Source organism: Streptomyces sp. NPDC026515, from assembly GCF_055567595.1.
Genome location: NZ_JBVHQD010000001.1, coordinates 439,658 through 465,540, shown reverse-complemented (window position 1 = coordinate 465,540; position 25,883 = coordinate 439,658). Strand labels below are relative to the sequence as shown.

General features: G+C 72.7%; 20 protein-coding genes. 7 read left to right on the top strand and 13 right to left on the bottom strand.

Annotation, left to right across the window (positions count from 1 at the left end):
- Nucleotides 1-359 precede the first annotated feature (359 nt).
- Nucleotides 360-2,609: an MMPL family transporter gene (locus ACZ4O3_RS01930; protein WP_362723147.1), complete on the top strand. Its 2,250-nt coding sequence runs from the start codon at nucleotides 360-362 to the stop codon at nucleotides 2,607-2,609.
- Nucleotides 2,610-2,688: 79 nt separating this feature from the next.
- On the opposite strand, the gene ACZ4O3_RS01925 is transcribed toward ACZ4O3_RS01930, so the two are convergent.
- Genes ACZ4O3_RS01925 through ACZ4O3_RS01915 form a run of 3 tightly spaced genes read right to left on the bottom strand, consistent with a single transcriptional unit; the run spans nucleotide 2,689 to nucleotide 5,713 of the window.
- Complete coding sequence (locus ACZ4O3_RS01925) at nucleotides 2,689-3,969, bottom strand: ABC transporter substrate-binding protein (RefSeq protein ID WP_467720818.1); 1,281 nt, start codon at nucleotides 3,967-3,969, stop codon at nucleotides 2,689-2,691.
- A complete protein-coding gene (locus tag ACZ4O3_RS01920) occupies nucleotides 3,969-4,802 on the bottom strand; it encodes a carbohydrate ABC transporter permease (protein ID WP_362723152.1) in 834 nt (277 codons plus the stop codon). Before ACZ4O3_RS01920 ends, ACZ4O3_RS01925 begins: the two co-directional genes overlap by 1 nt.
- Entirely contained in the window at nucleotides 4,799-5,713 is a 915-nt protein-coding gene (locus tag ACZ4O3_RS01915; protein WP_467721000.1) for a carbohydrate ABC transporter permease, read from the bottom strand. The genes ACZ4O3_RS01920 and ACZ4O3_RS01915 overlap by 4 nt, the downstream gene beginning before the upstream one ends.
- Before the next feature lie 199 nt (nucleotides 5,714-5,912).
- On the opposite strand from ACZ4O3_RS01915, the gene ACZ4O3_RS01910 reads away from it, so the two are divergent.
- Complete coding sequence (locus ACZ4O3_RS01910) at nucleotides 5,913-6,776, top strand: phosphotransferase (RefSeq protein ID WP_467720817.1); 864 nt, start codon at nucleotides 5,913-5,915, stop codon at nucleotides 6,774-6,776.
- Between the two features lie 128 nt (nucleotides 6,777-6,904).
- On the opposite strand, the gene ACZ4O3_RS01905 is transcribed toward ACZ4O3_RS01910, so the two are convergent.
- The 4 genes from ACZ4O3_RS01905 to ACZ4O3_RS01890 form a co-directional block, all read right to left on the bottom strand.
- A complete protein-coding gene (locus tag ACZ4O3_RS01905; protein ID WP_467720816.1) occupies nucleotides 6,905-7,624 on the bottom strand; it encodes an exonuclease domain-containing protein in 720 nt (239 codons plus the stop codon).
- Between the two features lie 102 nt (nucleotides 7,625-7,726).
- Nucleotides 7,727-8,968 (bottom strand): SAV2148 family HEPN domain-containing protein, encoded by a 1,242-nt coding sequence (locus ACZ4O3_RS01900; protein ID WP_362729727.1) that lies wholly within the window; start codon nucleotides 8,966-8,968, stop codon nucleotides 7,727-7,729.
- Between the two features lie 102 nt (nucleotides 8,969-9,070).
- Nucleotides 9,071-10,387, bottom strand: coding sequence for a copper amine oxidase (locus ACZ4O3_RS01895; protein WP_467720815.1), 1,317 nt, complete (start codon nucleotides 10,385-10,387; stop codon nucleotides 9,071-9,073).
- A 67-nt stretch (nucleotides 10,388-10,454) separates the two neighbouring features.
- On the bottom strand, nucleotides 10,455-11,270 hold the full coding sequence (locus ACZ4O3_RS01890; RefSeq protein WP_362727220.1) for a Tat pathway signal sequence domain protein: 816 nt from the start codon (nucleotides 11,268-11,270) through the stop codon (nucleotides 10,455-10,457).
- Between the two features lie 195 nt (nucleotides 11,271-11,465).
- On the opposite strand from ACZ4O3_RS01890, the gene glgX reads away from it, so the two are divergent.
- From glgX to ACZ4O3_RS01875, 3 genes are all read left to right on the top strand, one after another.
- Nucleotides 11,466-13,574, top strand: a complete 2,109-nt coding sequence (gene glgX / locus ACZ4O3_RS01885) for a glycogen debranching protein GlgX (protein WP_467720814.1) — start codon at nucleotides 11,466-11,468, stop codon at nucleotides 13,572-13,574.
- 93 nt (nucleotides 13,575-13,667) lie between these two features.
- A complete protein-coding gene (treY, locus tag ACZ4O3_RS01880; RefSeq protein ID WP_467720813.1) occupies nucleotides 13,668-16,049 on the top strand; it encodes a malto-oligosyltrehalose synthase in 2,382 nt (793 codons plus the stop codon).
- A 273-nt stretch (nucleotides 16,050-16,322) separates the two neighbouring features.
- Nucleotides 16,323-17,576 (top strand): M14 family zinc carboxypeptidase, encoded by a 1,254-nt coding sequence (locus tag ACZ4O3_RS01875; protein WP_467720812.1) that lies wholly within the window; start codon nucleotides 16,323-16,325, stop codon nucleotides 17,574-17,576.
- Between the two features lie 49 nt (nucleotides 17,577-17,625).
- Here the strand turns inward: ACZ4O3_RS01875 and ACZ4O3_RS01870 are convergent, their stop codons facing one another.
- From ACZ4O3_RS01870 to ACZ4O3_RS01860, 3 genes are all read right to left on the bottom strand, one after another.
- The gene (locus ACZ4O3_RS01870; RefSeq protein ID WP_467720811.1) at nucleotides 17,626-18,042 is read right to left on the bottom strand and encodes an SSI family serine proteinase inhibitor; all 417 of its coding nucleotides are present in this window, start codon (nucleotides 18,040-18,042) and stop codon (nucleotides 17,626-17,628) included.
- A complete protein-coding gene (locus ACZ4O3_RS01865) occupies nucleotides 18,039-19,364 on the bottom strand; it encodes a M14 family zinc carboxypeptidase (protein ID WP_467720810.1) in 1,326 nt (441 codons plus the stop codon). The genes ACZ4O3_RS01870 and ACZ4O3_RS01865 overlap by 4 nt, the downstream gene beginning before the upstream one ends.
- 160 nt (nucleotides 19,365-19,524) lie before the next feature.
- Nucleotides 19,525-20,076 (bottom strand): FHA domain-containing protein, encoded by a 552-nt coding sequence (locus tag ACZ4O3_RS01860; protein ID WP_467720809.1) that lies wholly within the window; start codon nucleotides 20,074-20,076, stop codon nucleotides 19,525-19,527.
- Between the two features lie 176 nt (nucleotides 20,077-20,252).
- Between ACZ4O3_RS01860 and treZ the strand changes: the two genes are divergently transcribed.
- Nucleotides 20,253-21,998: a malto-oligosyltrehalose trehalohydrolase gene (gene treZ, locus ACZ4O3_RS01855; RefSeq protein WP_362727807.1), complete on the top strand. Its 1,746-nt coding sequence runs from the start codon at nucleotides 20,253-20,255 to the stop codon at nucleotides 21,996-21,998.
- A gap of 31 nt (nucleotides 21,999-22,029) precedes the next feature.
- Here the strand turns inward: treZ and ACZ4O3_RS01850 are convergent, their stop codons facing one another.
- The 3 genes from ACZ4O3_RS01850 to ACZ4O3_RS01840 form a co-directional block, all read right to left on the bottom strand.
- Nucleotides 22,030-22,974 carry a phosphotransferase gene (locus ACZ4O3_RS01850; protein ID WP_467720808.1) on the bottom strand — a complete coding sequence of 315 codons (945 nt, stop codon included), beginning with the start codon at nucleotides 22,972-22,974 and terminating at the stop codon, nucleotides 22,030-22,032.
- A 61-nt stretch (nucleotides 22,975-23,035) separates the two neighbouring features.
- A complete protein-coding gene (locus ACZ4O3_RS01845; RefSeq protein WP_362731016.1) occupies nucleotides 23,036-24,166 on the bottom strand; it encodes an aminopeptidase P family protein in 1,131 nt (376 codons plus the stop codon).
- Between the two features lie 118 nt (nucleotides 24,167-24,284).
- The gene (locus tag ACZ4O3_RS01840; RefSeq protein ID WP_362731018.1) at nucleotides 24,285-24,857 is read right to left on the bottom strand and encodes a PDZ domain-containing protein; all 573 of its coding nucleotides are present in this window, start codon (nucleotides 24,855-24,857) and stop codon (nucleotides 24,285-24,287) included.
- Between the two features lie 178 nt (nucleotides 24,858-25,035).
- On the opposite strand from ACZ4O3_RS01840, the gene ACZ4O3_RS01835 reads away from it, so the two are divergent.
- Complete coding sequence (locus tag ACZ4O3_RS01835) at nucleotides 25,036-25,869, top strand: hypothetical protein (protein ID WP_467720807.1); 834 nt, start codon at nucleotides 25,036-25,038, stop codon at nucleotides 25,867-25,869.
- Nucleotides 25,870-25,883: the final 14 nt, after the last annotated feature.

The following is a 25,883-nucleotide window of genomic DNA, read 5'->3' as shown; positions in this document are numbered from 1 at the left end:
GGTGGGCACGACGGCCGTGCCGGGCATGCCGGACTGCCCGAAACTCTGGCCGATCGGACCGCTCCGGATCAACTCCTACACGCACCTGTGACTTGTTCAACAAGGTTCTGTAATCACAAAGCGGATCCCCGTCGTCGGAAGGGACAGCCCTGATCATCACCCCCGAGATGGGTCGATAGATGTAAGGGCCCGACATCCTCCCGGGCGACGAGAGCCGGCCGCCGGACTTCACCGGCCAGCACGAGGAGTCGGTCTTGTCCGCCCCATACCTTCGAATCGAACAGAGGAAGTCGTGAAGAATCCGTGGCGGCCGGGGCCGCCACCGCACACGAGGGGGCGATCCGGTCATGGATCCCGTCATGGGAAACGGAGAGACGCGGGTGCGGGGCCTGGCCGCCCGGGCCGGCGGCTGGAGCGCCCGGCACCGCTGGGCCGCCGTCGGCATATGGGTGCTGTTCGTCGTCCTGGCCATGGGACTCGGCTCGGCGGCCGGGCGGGTCGACGTCGACGAGAGCGACCAGCTCAAGGGCGAGACCCACACCGCGGCGCGGATCATCGACGACGCGGGGATCAGGCAACCGGCGAGCGAGACGGTCCTGATCCAGTCCGAGGACCCGTCGGTCAAGGCCACGGACGCCGGGTTCAGGGCCGCCGTCGCGGACGTCGTCAAGGCGGTCGGCGGCACCGGCAGGGCCACCGGCATCACCTCGCCGTACACCTCCGGAACCATCTCGAAGGACGGCCGCAGCGCGCTGGTCCAGTTCGACATGCGGGGCGACGCGGAGACCGCCGCCGACCGGGTCGAGCCGGTCCTGGACGCGGTGGCCGGGGTGCAGAAGGCGCACGGCACGCTGCGGATCGCGGAGATCGGCGGCGCCAGCATGAACAAGCAGTACGCCGACGCCTTCGGCAAGGACTTCCAGCGGGCCGAGTACTCCGCCGTGCCGGTGGCCTTCGGCATCCTGCTGATCGCCTTCGGCGCACTGGTGGCGGCGCTGCTGCCGGTCGGTCTGGCGGTGACCGCGATCATGGCGACGATGGGCCTGATGGGCCTGGTCAGCCATCTGCAGCCGATGAGCGACACCGCCAACTCCGTGATGCTGCTGGTCGGCATGGCCGTCGGCGTCGACTACTGCCTGTTCTACCTGCGCCGGGAGCGCGAGGAGCGGGAGGCCGGCCGGGGCGCGGACGCGGCACTGCGGATCGCCGCCGCCACCAGCGGCCGGGCGATCATCGTCTCCGGCGTCACGGTCTGCGTGGCGATGGCGGGCATGCTGTTCACCGGCCTCGCCGAGTTCGAGGCGATGGGCCTGGCCTCCCTGATGGTCGTCGCGGTCGCCATGGTCGGCTCGGTGACCGTCCTGCCCGCGCTGCTCTCCCTGCTGGGCGGTCGGGTCGAGAAGGGCCGGATCCCGTTCCTGCGTCGCGCCAGGCGCGCCCACGGCCCCTCCGAGAGCCGGTTCTGGACCGCCGTGCTGCGCGGGGTGCTCGCCAGGCCGCTGGTCTCCGTGCTCGTCGCGGCCGGGGCGCTGCTCGCGGTCGCCGCGCCCGCCCTCGGCATGAAGACCTCCCAGCTCACCCTGGACCAGGAGTTCGGCGGCTCACTGCCGATCGTGCAGACCTACGACCGGGTCAACGAGGCCTTCCCCGGCGGTTCCGAACCGGCCGAGGTGGTCGTCACGGCGAAGGACATCAACGCCCCCGAGGTCCGGCGGGCACTGGCCGACTTCCGCGAGCAGGCGATCAGCTCGGGTGCCTCGCGCGGCCCGGTCGACATCAGGGTGCACGACGCCCAGAACGTCGCACTGATCTCCGTACCGCTGGTCGGCGGCTCCGACCTGGACAGGGCCGGCGACAGCCTGGTGAAGCTGCGCGAGGAGGTACGGCCCGCCACGCTCGGCAGGGTCGACGGGGTGCAGGCACCGGTGACCGGGAACGTCGCGGGCAACGAGGACTTCAACGACCAGCTGATGGGCTCGGTCGTGCCGGTCTTCGCCTTCGTGGTCGTCTTCGCCTTCCTCCTCATGCTGCTGTCGTTCCGCTCGCTGACGGTCGCGATCACCTCGATCCTGCTCAACCTGCTCTCGGTCGGCGCCGCCTACGGCATCCTCGTCGCCGTCTTCCAGCACGGCTGGGGCGCCTCCCTGGTGGGCGCGGAGGGCGTCGGCGCGATCGTCAGCTGGCTGCCGCTGTTCCTCTTCGTGATCCTGTTCGGCCTGTCGATGGACTACCACGTGTTCGTGGTCTCCCGGATCCGCGAGGCGCGGCTGCGCGGCCGGTCCACCAAGGACGCGATCCAGCACGGTGTGGTCACCACGGCCGGGGTCGTCACCAGCGCCGCCGTCATCATGGTGGCCGTGTTCGCGATCTTCGGCACACTGTCCATGCAGTCCATGAAGCAGATGGGCGTGGGCCTGGCCGCCGCGGTCCTCATCGACGCGACGCTCATCCGGGGTGTGCTGCTCCCGGCGGTGATGGCCCTGCTCGGCGAGCGCAACTGGTACCTGCCGCGCTGGCTGCGCTGGCTGCCGGACCTCACCCACGACGAGTCCCCGGAGCCGGTGGCGCCCGCGGTGAACCGGGGGGAGCCGGACCGGCTGCCGGTCTGAGCTCCGGGCAACGCCCCCCGGCACAGGGCCCGTCGGTCTCCGGGTGAGCCGGCGGGCCCTGTTCGGCGCCCGCGGGTGTTCAGCGCTGGTAGCGGGCGAGGACGAGGTTGCCGTCGTGCTCCAGGCGGTGGCGGAGTTCACCGAGGCCGATGGCGCCGCTGTAGTACGACTGGAGGGCGGGGGTGGCCACCTTGTCCTTCCACTCCGGGTAGCCGCGGACCGTCTGGGCGGGTGCGGGGCTGAGGTGGCCGGCCAGGGCGGTGCCGGTGGCCCAGCCGTCCGTGGCGGTGTGCAGGGCCGGGTCGTCCAGGGCCTGGGTGCCGGTGGGCAGCATCCAGTCGCCGAGGGCGAGCCGGACCATGTTCTCCGGCCGGAGCAGGAAGTCGATGAACTGGACCGCCTCCTTCCGGTGGGGGCTGGCCGCGGCGACGGACAGCGTCTGCGGGCTGACGCCCTGGGCGAGTCCGTCGGCGCCGGCCGGGGCGGGCAGCACCTGCCAGCGGAAGCCCTTCGGCGCCTGCTGGACGATCTGCTGACGGTAGGAGAAGCCCAGCGGGACCATCGCGTACTTGCCGCCGAAGAAGCCCGGCAGGGTGTCCGAGCCGCCGCTGCCCAGGGTGGACCCGGGCGCGCTGTGGTCTACGTCGACCTGGTCGTGGACGGTGCGCGGCACGACCTGGTCGGCGGCCCCGAACCGCACGGTCACCCTGCCGTCCGCCCCACGGTGGAAGAGCTGTCCGCCCTCCGACAGGGACAGGTTGAGCGTGGCCGAGACGGGCTCCCTGAGCGGCCAGGCGACGCCGTACCTGCCGTCGCCGCTGAGTTCCCTGGTGACCTGCCGGAACTCGGCCCAGCTCCAGGGGTGCCCGGGGGTCGGTATGCGCACTCCCGCCTTCGCGAGCCAGGTGCTGTTGGCGATCAGCACTCTCGGCTCCTGGAGGAAGGGCACCCCGTAGATGCCGTCACCGAAGGTCGCCGTCCGCCAACTCCGCTGCGGGATGTCGGACCTGAGCCGCTCGGGCAGCAGGCCGGTCAGGTCGGCGAGGTAGCCGCCGTAGGCGAAGTCGGCGAGGTCGTCGGAGGCGTCGTGGACGATGTCCGGGGCTTCACCGCCCTCGAAGGAGGTGAGCAGCTGGTCGTGAACGCTGTCCCAGCTCCCCTGCACGTACGCGACCTTGACGCTCGGATGGGTGTCGTTCCACTCCTTCACCAGTTCCTTGTTGGCGGCGACCGAGTCCTGTTGCCAGGCCAGGGACTGGAAACGGAGGGTGATCGGACCGCCGTCGGCCCTCCCGCCCGCCGAGCAGCCGGCGAGCACGAGCAGCAGGACGAGGAGTGCCGTGCCGGTTCTGGGCCGCATCAGCTCTTCACCGCCCCGGTGAGCATCCCACCCGTGATCCGCCGCTGGACGAGCGCGAAGACGACCAGCGAGGGCAGCGTGGCCAGGAAGGCGGCCGCGGCGAGGGGTCCGAGGTCGGCCACGCCCTCCGCGCCGATGAAGTGCGTGAGGACGACCGGCAGGGTCTGCTTCTCCGGTGTCTTCAGCAGCACCAGGGCGAAGAAGAACTCGTTCCACGCGGTGACGAAGGCGAACAGCCCGGTCGCCACGATCCCGGGCGCCAGCAGCGGTGCCGTCACCGACACCAGGGTCCGCAGCCGACCGGCCCCGTCCACGGCCGCGGCCTCCTCCAGTTCGACGGGGACCGCCCGGACGTAGCCGCCGAGCATCCACAGCGCGAACGGCAGCGACCACACCACGTACACCATCACCAGCCCGAAGAGGGAGTCGATCAGCCGCAGGTTCTTCAGCACCAGGAACAGCGGGATGATCACCAGCACGAACGGGAAGGCCTGGCTGACCACCACCCACCCGGTGGCCGCCCTCGACAGCGCCCCGCGCCGCCGGGCCATGACGTACGCCATCGGCGTCGCGAGCAGTACGGCGATCACCGCGGCGGCGAGCGCGGCGAGCAGCGAGTTGAGGCCGGCGCGCAGCAGGGGCTGTTCGTCGAAGGCCTGCCGGAAGTTGGCCAGGGTCGGGTGCCGGGGGATCCAGGTGGGGTGCAGACTGCCCAGCTCGGTCGGGGACTTGAAGGCCGTGGAGAGCAGCCACAGCAGCGGGAAGGCCAGGAAGACGAGGTAGCCGAGGAGGGCCGCGTACTGGGCGACACGAGCGCCGGTGCGGGTCCTCACGCCTCCTCGCCTCCCCGCAGCCGGCCCACCAGGAAGACGGCCAGCACCATGGCGATCACCGCGACCATCACACAGCCCATTGCCGCCGCGTAGCCGAACTGCCCGTAGCGGAAGGCCTCTTCGTAGGCGAACAGCATGGGCAGCCTTGTCTTGCCGCCGGGACCTCCGCTGGTCAGGACGTAGACCAGGGCGAAGGAGTTGAAGTTCCAGATGAGGTTCAGCGCGGTGACCGCCAGGGCGACGGGTCTGAGGGCGGGCCAGGTGACCGTCCGGAAACGGCGCCAGGCGCCCGCGCCGTCCACGGCCGCCGCCTCGTGCAGTTCGCGCGGGGTGTTCTGCACTCCGGCGAGCAGGGCGACCGTGGTCTGCGGCAGGCCGGCCCAGACGCCGACCACGATCACGGCGGGCAGCGCGGTGCCGAGGCCGCTGAGCCAGTCCCGGCCGTCGCCGAGACCGAGGTCGCGCAGGGTCTCGTTGAGGATCCCCGCGTCCGGGTTGTAGACCAGCCGCCACATGACGCCGACCACGACCTCGGGCATCGCCCAGGGCACGACGGCCAGGGCGCGGGCCAGCCAGCGCAGCCGTAACTCCTGGTCGAGGAGGAGGGCGAGACCGAGGGCGAGCAGGAACTGGGGGACGGTCACCCCGAAGGCCCACACCAGGCCGATCCGGAACGACTCCCAGAAGAGCGTGTCGTGCAGGAGGTCCTGGAAGTTGAGGCCGCCGATCCACCGGGTGGCGGCCGTGCGGCCGGACTGCGCGTCGGTGAAGGCCAGCAGGATCCCGTAGAGCAGCGGGCCGACACTCAGGACGAGGATCGGGATCAATGCGGGCAGGACCAGGAACCAGGCGCCGTGGCCGGTCAGGCGTGCGGCGGCCGGTCGCCGCACGGTGGCCACGTTCGTCGCCAATGCCACGTCATCCCCCTTTGCGCGGCCCGGTCGGGCCCCGTCATGGTCGTGAAGGCAGGTGCTCCCGTCAAGGCACCGCGCACATGGCGCGACCTCCGTGGATGCGAGACTGGCCGGCGGACGGCGCGCAGACGGTGCCGTGTGCACCCGCACAGCGGTGGGCGCGTGGGCGCCGGGAAAACGGACTCGGAGGCGGACGATGGACGAGGCAACGGCGCGGGACGTACTGGCCGCGGCGGGCGTACTGCCCGGCGCGGGGGCCGGCGCCGCGCTCCTCGCCCTGGGCGAGAACGCGGTGTTCGGCGCCGGGGACCTGGTGGTGAAGGTCGGCCGGGACGCCGAACTCCTCGACCGGGCCCGGCGCGAGCTGGAGATCGCCGGGTGGCTGGCGGAGGCGGGCGTCCCGGCCGTGCGGGCCGCCGAGCCGAAGGCGCGGCTCGTGGAGGGCCACCCGGTGACCGTGTGGCACCGGCTGGCAAACCCGGTGCGGCCGGCCGAGCCGGGTGATCTGGCCGGACTGCTGCGGATCGTGCACGCGCTGCCGGCCCCTTCCTTCGTGTTGCCGCCCCGCGAGCTGCTGGGCGGTGTGGAGCGCTGGCTGCGGCTCGCGGGCGATGCGATCGACCCCGCCGACGCGGCGTATCTGCGCGCGCGCCGGGACGGATTCGCGGCGGCCGCGGCCGCGCTGACGCCGCGACTGGCTCCGGGGCCGATCCACGGGGACGCACTGCCCCGCAATGTGCACGTCGGACCGGACGGGCCGGTCCTGGTCGACCTGGAGACCTTCTCGTCCGACCTGCGCGAGCACGACCTGGTGGTCATGGCGCTGTCCCGGGACCGGTACGGGCTGCCGGCCGATGCCTACGATTCCTTCGTCGCCGCCTACGGGTGGGACGTGCGGGAGTGGGAGGGGTGCGGCGTGCTGCGCGGGGCCCGGGAGACGGCGAGCTGCGCGTGGGTCGCCCAGCACGCGCCGAGCAACCCGAAGGCGCACGCCGAGTTCGAACGCCGGGTGGCGTCGCTCCGGGACGGCGACGAGTCGGTGCGCTGGTATCCCTTCTGAGCCGCGGACGCTGAGCAGCGCCCTCCCCGAAGGCCCGCGGGGCCGTGTCGGATGTGCGGCTACCTCCGCGTGGGCGCGACCGGCCCCCACCGGCCCGCGCCGGACGAATCAGGTGACCGGCCCGGCACTCAGACCGCTTCGGCCAGCTCCCGCAGCGGCCACGCCCCGTCCACCACGGCGTCGGCCTCTCCCTTGCGCCGCAGGAACTGCTCGAAGTCCGCCGCCCATTGCGCGTACCACTCCACCTGACGCCGGTGGAGTTCGGCCGGGCCCAGGGCCGCGATCTTCGGATGACGGTCGGCTATCGCCCCGGCCAGCCGGGCCGCGGCCACCGCGTCGGCCGACGCGTTGTGGGCGGCGGCGAGGGTGACACCGTACTCGGCGCAGACCGCTTCGAGGTTGCGCTTGCCCCGGCGGTAGCGGTCGACCCAGCGGTCGATGGTGTACGGGTCGATGACCGGCGCCGGGTCGAGGCCGCCGAGGCGGTCGGAGAGCGACGGCAGGCCGTGCCGGCGCAGTTCCGCCGAGAGCAGGGTGAGGTCGAAGGTCGCGTTGTACGCGACCACCGGGACGCCCGTCTTCCAGTATCCGGTGAGGACGTCCGCGAGGGCGTCGGCGACCTGGTCGGCCGGGCGGCCCTCGGCGGTGGCCCGCTCGTTGCTGATGCCGTGCACGGCCACCGCGTCGGCCGGGATCTCCACGCCCGGGTCCGCCAGCCACTCGCGGCGGCCCAGCTCCTGCCCGGCCCTGACCTCGATCACGGCGCCCGTGACGATGCGCGCCTCGCGCGGATCCGTACCCGTCGTCTCCAGATCGAAGCCGATCAGGAGTTCCTGGTGCCAGCCCATGGGCGGTCCCCCTTCTTGGTGGTGCTTTCCCCCAGTGGTGTCCACCCTCGCATGCGCCACTGACAATCAGGGGACCGCGTTCCGCTTACCGTGGCGCCCGCCTCAGGAGACAGGGCGCGAATCCGCCCAGGCCATTTCGAACTCCTCACGGTATGTCGGGAAGAGTCCCGCTTCCAGGGCGTCGTCCGACTTGACCACCTTGTCGCCGTTGCGCAGCACGAGGACCGGCGACTCCATGCCCCGCGCACCGCGCAGATAGGACTGGACGATCGCGACGCCGTCGGCGCCGTCGCCGTCCACCAGGTAGGCGGAGAAGCGGGGGGTGTCGTCGTAGACCTGGATCTCGAAGGCTCCCGGGTCGCGCAGCCTGGAGCGGACCCGGCGCATGTGGAGGATGTTCATCTCGACCGAACGGGAGAGTTCGCCGCGCTTCATCCCGAGCTCGCGCTCGCGGCGCTTGATGGCGCTGGAGGCGGGGTTGAGGAAGAGCAGCCGGACCCGGCAGCCGGTCTCGGCGAGCCGCACCAGGCGGCGGCCGGAGAAGTTCTGCACCAGCAGGTTGAGGCCGATGCCGACGGCGTCCAGCCGGCGGGCACCGCCGAAGAGGTCCTCGGCCGGAAACTGGCGCATGAGGCGGACCCGGTCGGGGTGGACGGCGACGACGTCCGCGTAGCGGTCGCCCACCAGGTCCTCCACCGCGTCCACCGGCAGCCGGCGCGCGGAGGGCACGTCACCGCCGGTGCCGAGCATCTCCAGGAGCCGGGCGGAGGCCCGTTCGGCCTGGCCCAGGACGGCCTCGGAGAGCGCCCGGTTGCGGGAGACGACGTTGCGGGTCACCTCCAGCTCGTCGAGGGCGAGTTCGACGTCGCGGCGTTCGTCGAAGTACGGCTCGAAGCACGGCCAGTGCTGCACCATCAGCTCGCGCAGCTGCGGGAGCGTCAGGAAGCTGATCACGTTGTCGTCGGCCGGATCCAGCAGGTAGCCCTTGCGGCGGCTGACCTCGCGGACCGCGACCGCCCGCTGGACCCATTCCTGACCGGCGGGCCCGGCCGCGGCGACCACCCACTCGTCGCCGTGGACGGGTTCGTAGATGGGCCGCAGCACGGCGGCCACGACCGTACGCAGCCGCTGTTCGACGAGGTTCAGCCAGATGTAGGCACGGCCGGCCCGCTGGGCGCGCGTACGCACCTCCAGCCAGGCGTCGGCGTCCCACTCCAGCTCCGGACCGATGGAGCCCGAGGCGTCCATCGGCCGGGCCAGGGACACCGCGCCGGGCGGGACGTCTGTGGAGTTCCCCTCGTGACCCTCGTCACCAGGGGGCAGCTCCAGGCCTCCCGAGCCCACCCGTGCACCGCCTTCCGCTCCCCCGAAACTACCCCGTGCCAACGATCAAGGAAGGGTACTCCGGGAGCGGTAGGCGGTGCAGCAGGATGGACAGGTCGTTTCTCAACTACCGTTTCCGGGCCGTCCGTTCTGATCAGCCAGAGCGGCCGGAGTGAGCGGATTCATAGCGGTGACGTCCCGCGGGGCGATGGAGAAGCCCTGCCAGTGGACCGGCATCGGCTGCTGGTCCTCGTCGCGCGCGATGTGGTGGAAACCGACGTTCACCCAGACCACGGGGTTGGTGAGGGTCTGCCCGTTCACCCACTGGTCGACCGTCCTCGGGTGACCGTTGGCGCAGCCCGGGTTGTTGCTGGCGAACAGCTCGCACTTGTCGTACTGGGTGAAGTAGACGTCGTGCTTGGTGAAACCGTGACCCGGGTACTTGTTGGTGGCGCCCTGGACGATCTCGTACGAACGGGCGTGCCCGTCCTTGTTCTTGCCCGCCGTGCTGACCACGCGCCACCAGCGCATGTTCTTGGAGTCGCCGGCGAGTTCCTTGGTGACATTGGTGCGGGTGGTCTTGTTGGTGGGCGCCTCCTGACCGTGCACGGGCGCGCTGACCACCGAGTCGTACTGCTCGACGCGGCTCTTGGAGGAGCCGTCGAGGTCGAAGTCCAGCTTCCAGAAGACGTTGTGGCTGTGGCTGGTGGCATAGGCGTGGGCGCCCTTGCCGATCGGCCAGCCACGGCCGTCACCGGCGTCGTAGTCGCCCGGCGAAAGGCTGCCGGTGGCACCGACGTTCATGTTGATCGTGCCGTCGTCCTGGAACCGCCACTCGGTCATGTACTCGTACCAGCCGACCTTGTTGACGGTGTAGACCAGCAGGTCCTTGCCCTGCTGCTGGTACACCCGGTTGCCGGTGTCGGCCTGCATCCGGTACGCGTGTCCGCGCGAACGGGTCGTGGTGCACAGGCCGTTGACGTTCGGGTGGGCCGGGTCCCAGGCGTCGGGGACCTTGACGGTCCTGATGGTGCCGCCGGGGCACTCGGCCGAGGCGAGCGGGACCAGGCCCTGGGCGAACCCGAAGCCGGTCAGGTCGTCGTACTCGACGCTGCCGTCGTCGTAGGGGACGTCGATCTGACCGAGGCGGGCGCTGGAGAGGACCTTGATCGGGGCGGACTCGCCCTTGGGCTGGTAGGAGATGTGCTCCAGGACCAGCCCGGCCTTGCTGTCGTAGCGCCAGCACATCCGCCAGGTGGTACCGGTGGAGAGCTTCTGCTCGATCCGGTAGGCGGCGGAGCAGTCGGCGGCGGCCGCGGCGGCCCGCTTCGGCTGGGCGGCCGCGGGGCCGGCCGCGGTGGTCGCGCCGGCGGCCAGCGCCGCTGCGGACAGGCCCACGGCGGCCGTCCGGCGGGCGCGACGGATTCTGTTCGGTTGCATGACGAAGTGACTCCTCGTGCGGGAGATGCAGTCGAGAAAGGAGTGAGGACGGGCGGGCCCGGCCGGTTCAGCGGGCGAGCTTCACGACCTTGCGCGCGCTCAGGTCGACGATCAGGGAACGGGCGTCGATCCAGGGTCCGTTCTTGACCTTCGGGAAGAGCCGCACGCAGCGGTGTTCGCCGCACTTGTCGAGCGCGGCCGGCTGGGCGCCCTCAGTTGCGCGGTAGACCGCGCTGTTGAGCAGCAGCTGCTGCTCCGGGGAGGTGAGGTCCGCGCCCGTGGCGTCCTTGAAGTCCGCCCTCAGTCCGGCGCCGAGCGGGTCGGCGACGAGCAGCTGGAGCGCCTCGACGTTCTCGTCGTGGCTGAGCGGCGGCTGGACACCCTGCCGGGTGGTGGTCCGCTCGACCTTCCCGGTGTCGAGGTTGACGGTCCGGGTGACGAGGCTGTCGTCCCGGTAGTCGTAGAACGTCACGTCGGCGCGCCGTGGCGCGTTCGTGGCGTCCAGTTCGCTCGCGTCCGGCTCGGCCAGGTCGATGCTGATCCGCTGCGGGCCGCGCCGGCCCTCGACGTTCTCCCCGGCGTTGAACATCTGCTTGGTCAGGGCGAGTTGTTCGACACGCTTGGTCTCGTCGTCGGTCAGCGGGTCACTGCCCGTGCCCTTCTTCCCCTCGGCCGGCGCCCGTTCCACCACGCCCGGCTCGACGGCGGCCGTGCCCTGCCCCGCCTGCTGGGCGACGACCGAACCGGTCCCGTCGCTCCCTCCCGAGTCGTCAGCCCCGGCCGTACCCGGCAGGGTTATCCCGACCATCACGGCGGTCCCCGCAACCGCCAAGCCCGCACCGGCCACCACTTTGCCCAGATGGCGGTGCACTATCTTGCGCACATCTTCCCCCTACTCCCCCTTGGTCACAGGGAGTACGTGTCTGCCCCACTGGTTCGGCACACTTCGCCCCGGGGGCGCTGTGTGCACTGGTCGCGGGGTAAGAGGGACGTAAGTCACCTGGGGTTCCATTACTTTCGGGCAGACTCATGACCAAGGCGCCCCCGCGCGCCATGCACACCTGGAAGAGTCGACTTCATGCAGGTCTGGCCTGGAGAGGCATATCCGCTCGGCGCCACGTACGACGGCGCCGGGACCAACTTCGCGGTGTTCACGGAGACCGCGGACCGAGTGGAGCTGTGTCTGCTGCACGACGACGGCTCCGAGACGGCGGTGGAACTGCGCGAGAGCGACGCCTTCGTGCGCCACGCGTACCTGCCGGGGGTGATGCCCGGGCAGCGTTACGGCTTCCGGGTGCACGGTCCGTACGACCCGGGACGCGGGCTGCGCTGCAACTCGGCGAAGCTGCTGCTCGACCCCTACGCGAAGGCGGTCAGCGGGTCGGTGCGCTGGGGCGAGGAGGTGTACGGCTACCACTTCGGCGACCCCGACAAGCGCAACGACCTGGACTCGGCCCCGCACACCATGACCTCGGTGGTGATCAACCCGTACTTCGACTGGGGCGACGACCGGCGGCCGCGCACCGAGTACCACCACACGGTGATCTACGAGGCCCATGTCAAGGGCCTGACCATGCGCCATCCGGGCCTGCCCGAGGAGCTGCGCGGCACCTATGCGGGTCTCGCGCACCCGGCCGTCATCGAGCACCTGACGGAGCTGGGCGTCACGGCGCTGGAGCTGATGCCGGTCCACCAGTTCGTCAACGACCACCGGCTGGTCGACATGGGCCTGAACAACTACTGGGGCTACAACACGATCGGTTTCTTCGCCCCGCACAACACGTACGCCTCCTGGGGCGACCGCGGCCAGCAGGTCCTGGAGTTCAAGTCGGCGGTCCGGGCGCTGCACGAGGCCGGTATCGAGGTGATCCTGGACGTCGTCTACAACCACACCGCCGAGGGCAACCACCTGGGCCCGACGCTGTCATTCCGGGGCCTGGACAATCCGTCGTACTACCGGCTGACCGACGACCCCCGCTACTACATGGACACCACCGGCACCGGGAACTCCCTGCTGATGCGGTCCCCGCACGTGCTCCAGATGATCATGGACTCGCTGCGGTACTGGGTCACCGAGATGCACGTCGACGGCTTCCGTTTCGACCTGGCGGCCACGCTGGCCCGGCAGTTCCACGAGGTGGACCGGCTGTCGTCCTTCTTCGACCTGGTGCAGCAGGACCCGGTGGTCTCCCAGGTGAAGCTGATCGCCGAGCCCTGGGACGTGGGCGAGGGCGGCTACCAGGTGGGCAACTTCCCGCCGCTGTGGACCGAGTGGAACGGCAAGTACCGCGACACCGTGCGGGACCTGTGGCGCGGCGAGCCGCGCGCGCTCGCGGAGTTCGCGTCCCGGCTGACCGGCTCCTCCGACCTCTACCAGGACGACGGCCGCCGCCCGCTGGCCTCCATCAACTTCGTGACCTGCCACGACGGGTTCACCCTGCACGACCTGGTGTCGTACAACGAGAAGCACAACGCGGCCAACGGCGAGGACAACCGGGACGGCGAGAGCCACAACCGCTCGTGGAACTGCGGGGCGGAGGGACACACCGACGACCCCGGGGTCCTCGAACTGCGCGAACGGCAGATGCGCAACTTCATCGCCACGCTGATGCTGTCCCAGGGCGTGCCGATGATCGGGCACGGCGACGAGTTCGCGCGCACGCAGCAGGGCAACAACAACGCGTACTGCCAGGACAACGAGGTGTCCTGGGTGGACTGGCCGGGTCCCGAGGACGAGAGCGGTCTGCTGGCCTTCACGCGCGCGATGGCGCGGCTGCGCAAGGAGCACCCGGTGTTCCGGCGCCGCCGCTTCTTCCACGGCCGCCCGGTGGAGGGCACCCACGACGAGCTCTCCGACATCGCGTGGTTCACCCCGGAGGGCCACGAGATGGCCCAGCAGGACTGGGGGTCGGCACAGGCGTCGGCCCTGACGGTGTTCCTCAACGGCAACGCGATCTCGGAACCGGGCACCCGCGGGGAGCGGATCGCCGACGACTCCTTCCTGCTGATGTTCAACGCGTCACCGGAGCCGCTGGAGTTCCTGGTGCCGATCAACCACGGCCGGCAGTGGGAGGTGGTGGTCGACACGGCACGCGCGGAGCCGGTGCCACCCGGGCCGAAGGTGGACGGCGGCACCCGCCTGAGGTTGGTGGGCCGGAGCCTGACCGTTCTGCAGAGGCCGGCGTAGAGCGCCCCTTCAGGGACGCGGAGAACTGCGCGACCCGCCCCACCGGACCCGCGCTGTGACACAAACGTCCACAGCGCGGGTACGTAGCTCTCCATGACAGCCGAGCCGATCCCCGCCGCCACGCCCACCTCCACCTACCGCCTCCAGCTCCAGCCCGGCTTCCCCTTCTCGGCCGCCGAGGCCGCCGTGCCCTATCTCTCCTCGCTCGGCATCTCCCACCTGCACCTGTCCCCCGTCCTGGAGGCCGTCCCGGGCTCGACGCACGGCTACGACGTCGTCGACCACGCGCGCGTGCGGGAGGAGCTCGGCGGCGAGGAGGGGCTGCGTGCGCTCGCGCGGACCGCGCGGGCGCACGGTCTCGGTCTCGTCCTCGACATCGTGCCGAACCACATGGCCATGTCCCCCCGGCACAACCACGCCCTGTGGGAGGTGCTGCGGGAGGGCCCCAAGTCTCCGTACGCGCGCTGGTTCGACATCGACTGGGAGGCGCAGGGCGGGCGACTGCTGGTGCCGGTGCTCGGCGGCCCGGTCGGCGAGGTGCTGGAACAGCTCACCGTCGACGGCGACGTGCTGCGCTATCACGAGCACGTCCTCCCGCTCCGGGAGGGCACCTCGGACCTGCCGCTGCCGGAACTCCTGGACGCCCAGTGGTACCGCCCGGTGTGGTGGCGGCTGGCCCGGACCGAACTGAACTACCGGAGGTTCTTCAGCATCTCGGAGCTGATCGGGGTGCGGGTGGAGGACCCGGAGGTCTTCGAGGCCACCCATGCCAAGATCCTCCAGCTGCTGCGCGAGGGGGTGGTGGACGGGCTGCGCGTCGACCACCCCGACGGGCTGGCCGACCCCGACGGTTACCTCGCCCGGCTGCACGAGGCGGCCGGCGGACGCTGGACGGTCGTGGAGAAGATCCTGGCCGACGGCGAGCGGCTGCCGGGCGGCTGGCCGGTCGCGGGGACCACCGGGTACGACGCGCTGCGCCAGGTGGACGGTCTGTTCACGGATCCCGCCGGTGCCGGTGATCTGCTCGCCGGCTACCGGCGGTTCGCGGCGCCCCAGACGGACCGGGGCGGCGACTGGGCGGCGACCGTGCGGCGGGCCGCGTACAAGGTCCTCACCCACGAGCTGGCGGCCGAGACGGACCGGCTGACCCGGGTCGCCGCGCGCGCGTGCACGACGTCGCCGGACCCCGCGCTGCGCGACCGGGCGCCCTGGGCGCTGCGTATCGCGCTCGAGGAACTGCTGGTGCGGATGCGGGTGTACCGTCCCTACGCCTCCGGTGACGCGGCCGAGGTGGTCACCGGGCAGGCGGCCGAGGAGGCCCGGTCGGCCTTCATGGTGCCCGAGGAGGGCGGGGCGGTGGACGTGGTGCGCGGGCTGCTGCTGTCGGGGGACGACGGGCCCGTGCCCGCGGAGTTCCGCACGCGGTTCGCGCAGACCTCCTCGGCCCTGCGGGCCAAGTCCGTGGAGGACACGGCGTTCTACCGCTACGTGCCGCTGCTGGCCGCGACCGAGGTGGGCGGATCTCCCGGCAGCCCGGGCGTCCGCCCCGGCGACTTCCACGCGTACTGCGCGCGCGTGCAGCGGGACTGGCCGCTCACCGGGACGGTGGTGACGACGCACGACACCAAGCGCAGCGCCGACGTGCGGGCGGCGCTGGCCGTGCTGACGGAGTGCCCGGAGCGGTGGGCGGACGTGCTGACCGAGGTGACCGGGGACGGTGCGGGCGTACCGGACGCGCAGCTGGCCTGGGCGGCCTGGCAGACGGTGTTCGGGCTCGGTCCGGCCGCCCCCGAGCGGGTACAGGGGGCGCTGCTGAAGCATGTGCGGGAGGCGGGCCTGTTCACGAGCTGGACGGAGCAGGAGCCGCCGTACGAGGAGGCGGTGGCCTCGTTCGTCGCGGCGGGGCCGTGCGGGCCGCCAGGAGAGCGCGTGGCGGCCTTCCGGGCTTCGGTGGCCCCGCACGTCCGGGCGAACGTCCTCGGCACGGCCCTGGTCCATCTGACGATGCCGGGTGTGCCGGACGTCTACCAGGGCACGGAGGGCGAGTTCCGGGCGCTGGTGGACCCGGACAACCGGCGGCCGGCCTCCTTCCCGCCCGAGCACCCGGGTGAGAAGGACGCGGTGACGGCGGCGGCGCTCCGCCTGCGGGTCCGCCGCCCGGGCGCCTTCGGCGTCACGGCGACGTACGCTCCGCTGCCGGCCGAGGGTGCGGCCGCCGCGCACTGTCTGGCGTTCACGCGCTCCGGGGAGGTCGTCACCGCGGTGACCCGGCTGTCGCTGCGGCTGGCCGGGGCGGGCGGCTGGGGCGACACCGTCCTGCCGCTGCCGCCGGGGCGCTGGGCGGACGTGCTGGCACCGGAGCGCGAGTTCACGGGGCACGCGCGCGTGGCCGAGCTCTTCGGGGCGCTGCCGGTGGCACTCCTCGAGCGAGTCGACGGCGAAGGCGACGGCGACGGCGACGGCGACGGGCGCTGAGGGTCCCGCCGGCCTCACATTCACTCGAACGGGTGAATATGAGGCCGGGTCGCGGGGTTGCCGAAACCCGGCGGCCACCCGGCCGCGTCGGTAAAGGTGCGCGGAGCCGTTCCGCGCCCCGTAACGGCTTCGCACCCCCGCCGGCGCCAGCCCTCCCGTCGGCCGACGGCGCATGCACCTGGGCGCCCCCTGGAGCCTCCCCCGGGAGGTTCTTGACAGTTCACCTATGCCGTGCGGGACTGGGGAATGCGAAGCCGGGCGGACAAGTCGGGGGTGAGTCTCCTGCCGGAGCTGCGTTACCCCAGTGTTCCCGAACTCGTCGTGACCGCCCGGGCGCTGGCCGCTCACCGGCCCGGCCTGTGCACGTTGCGGCAGATCGGCGTCTCCCGCGCGGGCAGACCGCTGCACCTGCTGTCCGTCGGGCACGCCCGGCGGGCGGTGCTGGTGGTCGCGGGCGCCCACGCCAACGAGCCGGCCGGCGGCGGCACCCTCCAGGTGCTCGCCGAACGGGTGCTGAAGCAGCGGGACCTGCGGGCGGAGACCTCCTGGCACTTCCTGCTGTGCGCGGACCCGGACGGGGCGAGCCTGCACGTCACCCCGGCACCGCGCAGCCTGCTCGACTACCACCACGGCTTCTACCGCCCGGCGGGGCCCGAACAGCCCGAGTGGTCGCCCTCGGTGCTGCCCCCGGACCGGCTGCCGCCCGAGACACTGGCCCTGCTCGGCGTGATCGACGAGGTGCGGCCCTACCTCCAGGTGACCCTGCACGGCACCGATCTGGGGGGCAGCTGGGTGCAGTTGACGAAGGACGTGCCGGGGCTCGCCGAACCGTTCGCCAAGTCCGCGGCGGAGCTGCACATCCCGGTGGAGACGGGCGCCTCGGACGCCGCCGGCTGGCCGGCCTCCGGTCCCGGGGTGCGAGTGATGCCGGATCCGGGGTCGGGGGTCGCCTACCCGAGCCTGCCGGACGACGCACGGCACAGCACCTGGTACCACGCGCACCGCTACGGCGGGCTGACGGCCGTGGTCGAGGTGCCGATGTGGGCGAGCGACCTGGTCGACGACCCGACGCCGCATCCGGCGCCGGCCGCGGCGATGCGGCGGCTGGCGGGCCGGCTGCTGCGGGACTCGCGGGAGGTGGAGCGGATGCTGGCCGAGGCGCTGCCCCGGCTGGACGGCCTCCTGGACGGTCCGCTGCTGCGGGCGGCCCGCTGGGCGCTGGAGCTGATCCCCGGGCTCGCCGAGGACTGGATCCACCGGCCGCCGATCGACACCACGAGGGCGTACGTGGGCAGCGTGGACGCCTTCGGACGGCGGCTGCCGTTGCGGGCCGCGTCGATGCTGCTGCGGGTGCTGCGGGAGGCGGACGACCGTACGGCGCCCCGGCTGGAGGAACTGGTGTCCGGCTGGTGCGACGCGTACGGGGAGCGCTTCCAAGCCCGCTGGGTGCCGTTGGAGCGCCAGGTGGAGCACCAGTCCAGGACGGTGCTCGCGGCCGCGCAGCACGCCCGTGAGCGGGCGGCGTGAGGCTCCGGGGCCGGGCCGGTGCCCCGGGAGCCGCACGCCGCCGGCGGGTTCAGCGGTCGAGGGCGAAGACCGGTCCGGTGCGGGCCGCCAGCCCGCAGGAGTTCGGGAACGTCTCGCGGTACTCGATCGGCCGGCCGTTCCACTGCCCGCGTGCCTGCGCGGTCACGGGGGCGTAGATCATCGGGCACACGGCGTCCTTGAGCGGGGTGAGGCGGTCGATGTCCCCGCCCACCGCGTCGAGTTCGGCGCAGGCCTCGGCGGCGCGGGCATGCCCCTGGGGCGGGTCGCACAGCAGGAACGTGCCGCGGGTGTCGCCGGACCCGCTGTCGCCGCTGGTGACGGTCAGGTACAGGTAGCCGCCGTCGCGGGCGGCGCCGGGCGCGGCCTGGGCCGGGCCGGCGGCGAGGAGGGCGGCGGCCGCCAGCAGGGCACCGCCGGCCGCGGTCGCTCTGATCAGATGAGTCATTCCCTGTGCATCGGCACGGCGGGCTCGGCGCCCCAGCCCGGCTCACCCGAACGGGCATGCACGCGCGCGTGGCGGTGCGCCAGCTCGAAGGCGCTCAGGACCACCCGCGTCTGGTACTCGGCCTGTCGGGCGACCGGGATCCAGCGAGCGCCGAAGGCCTGCTGGTAGTCCGCGCACCAGGTGTCGATCAGCCGGTCCAGGTCGGGCAGGGCGCCGGTGGGGTCGTGCCCGGTGAAGCGCAGCAGGCGGTGCAGCAGCCCGGCGGTACGCAGGACCAGCCGGCGTCCGGCGATCCGCAGGGCGGCCAGATGGGCGGTGCCCAGCGGGGGCAGCGGGCGGGCGCTGCCGGCGTCGGCACCGGGGTCCCACGCGTCGGCGAGGCCCGGCCAGACCAGCAGGTAGTCGTCCACCGGCGCGAGCAGCCGGGCCGCTTCCGGCGCGGCGGACAGCTGGGGCCGGATCCGGGCCAGGACGCCCTCCAGGAGGTGGGCGTCGTGCCGCAGGGTCCGGCTGACGGCGCGCAGCGCGTTGTCCCGGTCGGCGAGCGGTGCGCCGTCCTGGACGGCGGCCACACCCCACATGGGCGCCTCGACGATGGCGGTGACGGTGCCGTGCCGGTGCGGACGGAACCAGGTGGACTCGACGGCCGCCTCGGTGATGGCCGCGGGCAGACCGCCCCGCCGGGGCGGCGGTACCCGGTAGACGGCCGGGCCCAGGGAGGGCCAGTACAGGGTGTCGTAGGCGCCGAGTTCGCGGGGGATGCCGAGCCGGCTCGCGGTGTGGGCGAGCCGCGGGGCGAGGCCCGGCAGGTCGTCGGTCAGCTCGACGAAGCCGCCGCCCACGTCGACGCCGTGCAGCGAGCACTGGAGGATGGGCCGCAGTTCGTCCTGGAGCTCCAGCAGGGCCCGGGTCTCGGGCAGCGCGACGGCGTCGGCCCCGTCGGGCAGCCATTCGGGCTGCTCCAGGAAGCCGGGCCGGAAGAAGTTCCGGAAGTAGTGGCCGAGGGTGTACGGGCCCGCCAGCCAGCCCTCGTTGCGGCGCGCGCCGTCCGGGTCCAGACACAGCAGCAGGTTCCAGGTGGCGTCGGCGTCCTCGGTCAGCCGGGGGCCGGCCAGGACCCGGTCGGCGAGGCGGAGCACGGTGGCGCCGCCGACGGGTTCGTTGGCGTGCGGGCCGGCCACCACGAGGGTGTGCCTGCTGCCGTGACCGATCGAAAGCAGCCACAGCGGAGTGCCCGCACGGGAGGTCCCGATCCGGCGCAGCCGAGCGTCCCGGGGATGGTCGGCGACCAGTGCGGCGGCCCGCGCGGACAGCTCGTCCACAGACAAAAAGCGGTGGAGGGGCGGCAGGGCACACCTCCACGATGCTGCGCCGTCGAGTCACATGATGTACATGGAGTACGCACAGTCAGTCACGACTTGGGGGGTACGTCAACACCGCGGCGGACATACGTTTTTCAGCCACTCAAGACAAGGCGCGAACTCAGTGCGCGGAGAGCCGGAAGCACACCCGGCCGAAGCCGATCTGGTCGCCCTCGCGGACGACGGCGGCGCCGGTCACCCGGCGGCCGTTGACGGTCGTGCCGTTGGTGGAACCGAGATCCCTGAGGACCCACAGGCCGCCCTGGCGGCGGAGTTCGGCGTGCACCCTGGAGACCGTCTCGTGGTTGAGCCGCAGCCCGTTGGCCGGGTCGCGGCCGATGCGCAGCGGGTGTCCGGTGCCGGGGTTCGGCAGCAGCAGTTTGGGCAGCCGCTCGGACTGCCAGGCCCGGCGCAGCCGCGCCGTGAACCCGGAGACCGCCTCGACGGTGCCGAAGAGCACGCGCGCGAAGCGGTTCTCCTGTTGCAGGTCGGCGGTGAGCACGGCGAGTTCGTCCGCACGCCGGGCGGTCAGCGCCAGCTCCATACGGCGCACGAACGTGTCGTGCGACAGCCGTCCCACGGCGACGCCGTCGCGCAGCACACTCAGCGCCTTCTCGCGCTCCGCGTCGGACAGCCGCGCGGGAAAGGTGTTGAACTCGAAGGACGACGTCACGCTGCCGATTCTGGGTCAGTGAACCCCGAGTGTCCAGAAAACGGGGAAACGGCCGTCACGCGCGCGTACGTAGGGCGACACCCGTCGGCAAAGCCGGGATTCAAAGCGGATTGATCTCTTTTCACGGCACGATGGACGGACTACCTCACGATGAGCCAGACGAAGGGGAACCGTCCGTGCAGTTCGAGGTGTGGGCACCGCAGGCAGACCGTGTGACGCTCCATTGCGACGGCGCCGTACGCGCGTTGGAGCGTGATCCGCGGCGGCCGGGCTGGTGGGCCGGGGAGGCGGACGCCGAGGACGGCACCCGGTACGGCTTCGCGCCGGACGACGGCCCCGTACTGCCCGACCCGCGCTCGCGCCGCCAGCCGGACGGACCCGACGGACTCAGCGCGGTCGTCGACCACGCAGGGTACGAGTGGCGTACCGCATGGCCGGGACGCGCGCTGCCGGGCGCGGTGCTCTACGAGCTGCACGTGGGCACGTACACCCCCGAGGGCACCCTGGACGCGGCCGCCGACCGGCTGGAGCACCTGCGGGAACTGGGCGTCACCCACGTGGAGTTGATGCCGCTGTGTCCGTTCCCGGGCCGGCACGGCTGGGGGTACGAGGGGGTCTCGCTGTGGGCGGTGCACGAGCCCTACGGCGGACCCGGGGCGCTGAAGCGATTTGTCGACCGGGCGCACGGTCTCGGGCTCGGGGTCGTCCTGGACGTGGTCCACAACCACCTGGGCCCGTCGGGCAATCACCTGCCGGCGTTCGGGCCGTACTTCACGGAGACCCACCACACGCCCTGGGGCGCGGCGGTCAACCTGGACGCGCCCGGTTCCGACGAGGTGCGTGCCTACCTGGTGGGCAGCGCGCTGGCCTGGCTGCGCGACTACCGGATCGACGGGCTGCGCCTGGACGCGGTGCACGCGCTGTGCGACACGCGCGCGTGCCACTTCCTGGAGGAACTGTCGTCGGCCGTGGCCGGTCTGGCGGCCGAGTCGGGCCGGCCGCTGTTCCTGGTCGGCGAGTCCGACCTGAACGACCCCCGGGTCATCACCGCCCGCGCGGAGCACGGGCTCGGCCTGGACGCGCAGTGGAACGACGACTTCCACCACGCCCTGCACACCGCGCTGACCGGGGAGTCCCAGGGCTACTACGCCGACTTCGCGCGCGCCCCGCTGGCCGCCGTCGCCAAGACGCTCACCGGCGGCTACTTCCACGACGGCACCTACTCCAGCTTCCGGGGCCGTCACCACGGCCGCCCGCTGGACCGGGCCCGGGTGGCGGGGCACCGGCTGCTCGGCTACACCCAGACCCACGACCAGGTCGGCAACCGCGCCCAGGGCGACCGGCTCTCGGCCACCCTCTCCCCCGGCCTGCTGGCGTGCGCGGCCACGCTGACGCTGACGGCACCCTTCACGCCGATGCTGTTCATGGGCGAGGAGTGGGCGGCGGGCACCCCCTGGCAGTTCTTCACCGACCACACGGACCCGGAGCTGGCGGAGGCCGTACGGCGCGGCAGGCGACGGGAGTTCGCGGCCCACGGATGGGCCGAGGAGGACGTCCCCGATCCGCAGGACCCGGCGACCCGGGACCGGTCCTGCCTGGACTGGGCGGAGCCGGAACGGGATCCGCACGCGCGCGTACTGGCCTGGTACCGCCGGCTGATCGCCCTGCGGCACGAGCGGCCGGACCTCACCGACCCCGACCTCGCCGACACCAAGGTGGCCTACGACGAGGAGGCGCGCTGGCTGGCGTTCCGGCGCGGTGACGTGCGGGTCGCCGTCAACCTGGGCAGGGAGCCGGCGGCGATCCCGCTGGGCACCGCGCGGGTGGAGGTCCTGGCCGCGTGGGACACCGTGACGGCGCCGGACGGGTACGGGCTGCTGCGGGTGCCGGGCGAATCGTGCGTGGTCCTGACCCAGGCGTGAGCGCCCCTGCCGAGGAGCGGTGGCGTGCGCGTCACGGCTCCTCGTCCGTGTCGTCCTCGCGCAGGTCCGACACGCGCTCCAGCATGATCGCCTCCCAGGCGCGCCGGAGTTGGGTGCGCAGCAGGGGCAGGGGGCTGTCGTCGCGGCCTTCGAGGCGGTCGGTGAGACGGATGACCGTGTCGCAGCGGGCGAGCCACAGGCCGCGCAGGCAGGGCCGGACGCCGTAGCCGGCGAGGGTGGCCGCGCGGACGGCGGCGCCGGAGCCGACCGCGAGGGCGAGCCCGGCGATGTCCTCGGCGGGGTCGCCCACCGCCGCGTCGGTCCAGTCGAGGACGCCGCGCACCCTGCCGTCGGCACTGACCACCAGGTGCTCGCCCTTGAGGTCGTGGTGGGCCAGCACGGCCGTACCGGGCTGGGCGGTGAGCTGGGCGGCGCCCGGCGAGGTGAAGTGGAGCAGGGGTGAGGGGTCGAACTCGTCGGCGACGGCGAGGCGTTCGGCGGCGGGCACGGCCATCCTGCGCAGCGCCTCCAGGGAACGCGGCGGGGTGCGCGGCACGCCGAGCGTCTCAGCCTGCCGTACCGGTACCTCACGCAGCCCGGTGAGCAGCCCGGCCAGGTCGGTCTCGCCCACCGCGGAGACGTCGTGCTCCTCGGCCGTACCTCCGGGGATCGCGGTGTCCAGCGTGTAGGTCAGCCCCGGCGCCCACTCGCCGTGCGCGACGCCGGCCGGGACGGCGACGGGCAGGTACGGGCGTACCAGGTCGCGCAGGCGCAGTTCGCGGCGCTGGCGCGCGGAGGCCTCGCGGTCGGGTGCCAGACGCAGCACGTAACGGGTGCCGACCCACCAGGTGGAGTGTTCACCGGCCGCCGTCACGGGCCGGACGTCAAGGCCCGGGGTGCCGGCCGCGCCCTCCTTGAGCAGTGAACGGACCAGTCGGCGGACGGTGTCCGCGGTGGGTGTCGGTGCCTGGGTCATGGATCGCGCCGTTGCCGTTCGGGGTGGGGTGGGGCGAGACGGTGTGCCGGAGCCGGGCCGGTCAGCCCACGGTGACCATCTCGCGGGTGGTGTTGTTGAAACGACGCCCGCCCTCCTCGGTCACCGTGACGATGTCCTCGATCCGGACCCCGAAGCGGCCGGGCAGGTAGATGCCGGGTTCCACGGAGAAGCACATCCCCGGCACGAGCGGCTGTTCCTCGCCCTCGATCATGTACGGCGGCTCGTGCGTGGTGACGCCGATGCCGTGGCCGGTGCGGTGGATGAAGAACTCGCCGTACCCGGCCTCGTCGATGACCGCGCGGGCGGCCCGGTCGACCTCCTGGCAGGCGGCACCGGGGCGTACGGCACGGCAGCCGGCCTCCTGGGCGGCGCGCACGATGTCGTGCACCTCGCGTTCCTCGGCGGTCGGCGCGCCCACGTGCACCGTTCGGGTGGTGTCGGAGCCGTAGCCGTCCTTGAGACCGCCGAAGTCGAGGACGACCATGTCGCCGTCCTGGATGACCCGGTCGCCCACCTCGTGGTGCGGGTTGGCGCCGTTGGGGCCGGAGCCGACGATGGTGAAGTCGACCTGCTCGTGGCCGAAGCGGCGCAGCAGGTCGGCGAGGTCGTGCCCGACGTCGGACTCGCGGCGGCCGGCGAAGGGAACCTTGCGGATCTCCTCGAACGTCGCGTCGGCAGCCGCTCCGGCGGCGGCGAGGAGTTCGAGTTCGGCCGCGTCCTTCACGGCGCGGAGCATGGGCAGCGCGTCGGTGAGGGAGGCGTAGGAGGTGTCGGGGAGTGTCTTCTGCAGGCCCAGCAGATGCATGGCCCAGGCGTTGTCACTGATGCCGAAGCGGCCGTCCCCGGCGAGCAGGCCGGCGGTCACGGCGTAGGGGTCCGTGCCGTCGGTCCAGTCCCGCAGGCTCAGCACGGCCGCGCCGTCGGCCTTCGCGGCGTCGGGGGCCTCCAGGGTGGGGACGATCAGCACGGGGTCCCTGCCGGGGGTCAGGACGAGGAGGGTGAGGCGTTCGGTGATCGCGGTGGGGGTGTACCCGGTGAGCCACACCATGTCGGGGCCCGGGGCGATCAGGAGGCCGGCGAGGCCGGCGTCCGCCGCGGTGTGCGCCGCGCGCGTCATGCGGGACCTGTAGTCGTCGGCGGTGAAGGGGACGGCGGGGGTGGTGCCGGTCATCGGGCCTCCGTGCACGGGGTGAGGTTGCCTCCGGGAGCATCCTGCCGGGTGCGGCGGGGCCGCGCGAGCCGATTCGCGCAGAGCCGCACCGGTATGCGGCCCCGCGGCCCTGGACGGATCAGGTCAGGACGCCGGGAACCACCGTCAGCTGCTGGTACCCCCCGCTCTCGTGCCGCACCGTGAGCCTGGCCTCCTTCCCCGGGTGCGCCTCGGCGACCGCGCGCGTCAGGTCCGCGGCGCTGTCGATCCTCCGGTCGCCGAGCTGGAGGAGCACGTCGCCGCGCACCAGGCCCGCCGTGTAGCCCGGCCCCGGCACGTGGACGCCCACCACCAGCGCACCCGCCTTCTCGGCGTCCACGGCCTCCACGCCGAGGGTCGCGGCGGCCGTCGGCGAGGGCGCCGGGCTGGCCGGGTGTGCGGGGACCGGTGCCGGCGGCGGGGCCTGCTGCCGCAGTTCCGCCAGTCTGCTCAGGCCGATCACCGTGGCACCGGCCGTGCCGAGTCCGACCCCGGTCAGCACCAGGACCGAGCCGACCAGCAGGCCGAACAGCAGGGACCTGACCCGTCGGCCGCGCCGCCGTGCGGCGTGCGGGCGCCGGGACGGTCCGGGGGCGGGTTCGGGTTCGGGGTCGGGGTCGTCCCGGCGTTCCTGACCCGGGATCGGCTTGGGACGCAGTGCGGTCTGTTCCATGGTTCGCCTCCACCCGCAGCTCTACCCGGCGCACACGGGCGCGACGAGACACGAACGAGTGAGACTGACGCCGCGGGCGGCCCGCGCCCGGGGCCGGTGGGTCCCGCCCCGGGCCGGGCGCGAGCCGGTGTGCCGCAGCCGGAGTCCGTTGTCAGGGGCCACTGTTACGTTCTGTGACATGACCGATCATTGTCTGCGGCTGCTCCGGCTCCACCGCCCCCTGGCCGAACTGGCGGCGTTCCCCTTCGACTTCGACCTGGACCGTGCCGTCGACGGCCATGCCGAGCCGGTCCGTCTCGCCTCCGGTGGCACCCTGGAGGCGGTGGCGGGATCCGACACCGGCGGCACGTACTTCGTCTGCGCGGACGGCTCGCTGCTCTACGCGGACTCGGAGGGCTCGGCCGGAATCATAGGGGCGTCCGTCGACGAGGCCCTGGAGACCGTGATCGGCCTGCCCGGCTGGCGCGACTGCCTGGGCCTGACTCCGGCGGACGGCGAGGAGAGGATCCTCGCGCACGTGGCCGAGACCGAGCAGGAGATCCGGGAGTACCACGGCATCGACGCCGAGCGCGCCGAACTCCGCGCCGCCCTGGGCCTGCCCGACCGCTCCCCCGTCGACCTGCTCGGCATGCTGCATGCGGCGCTGCTGCGCACGGAGCCCGACTTCCTCCTGCTGAACGCGGAGGAGGGCTGCGCCTACGACCTGCTCGACCCGCACCCCCGGCCGCCCCTGTGGGAGCGGGTACGGCACGAGGTCCCCGGCGATCCGGCCGCCGAGCCGCTGTGGACCTGGACCCGGCTGGCGGCCGAGCAGGGGATGACCGAGGCCGCCCGGGTGGCGCTGATCCGCCGGCTGGACGACCTGTACATGGACCAGAGCCGGCTGCTGCGGCCGGGCAGCAGAAGGGACCTCGACCTGTCACCGTTGCTCCGGCTGGCCGAGGAGTTCGAGCGGCTCGGCGACCTGCCGCAGGCCGAGCGCGCCCGGGGGCTGCACACCGCCCTCCGGTAGGCCGCCACGCGGTG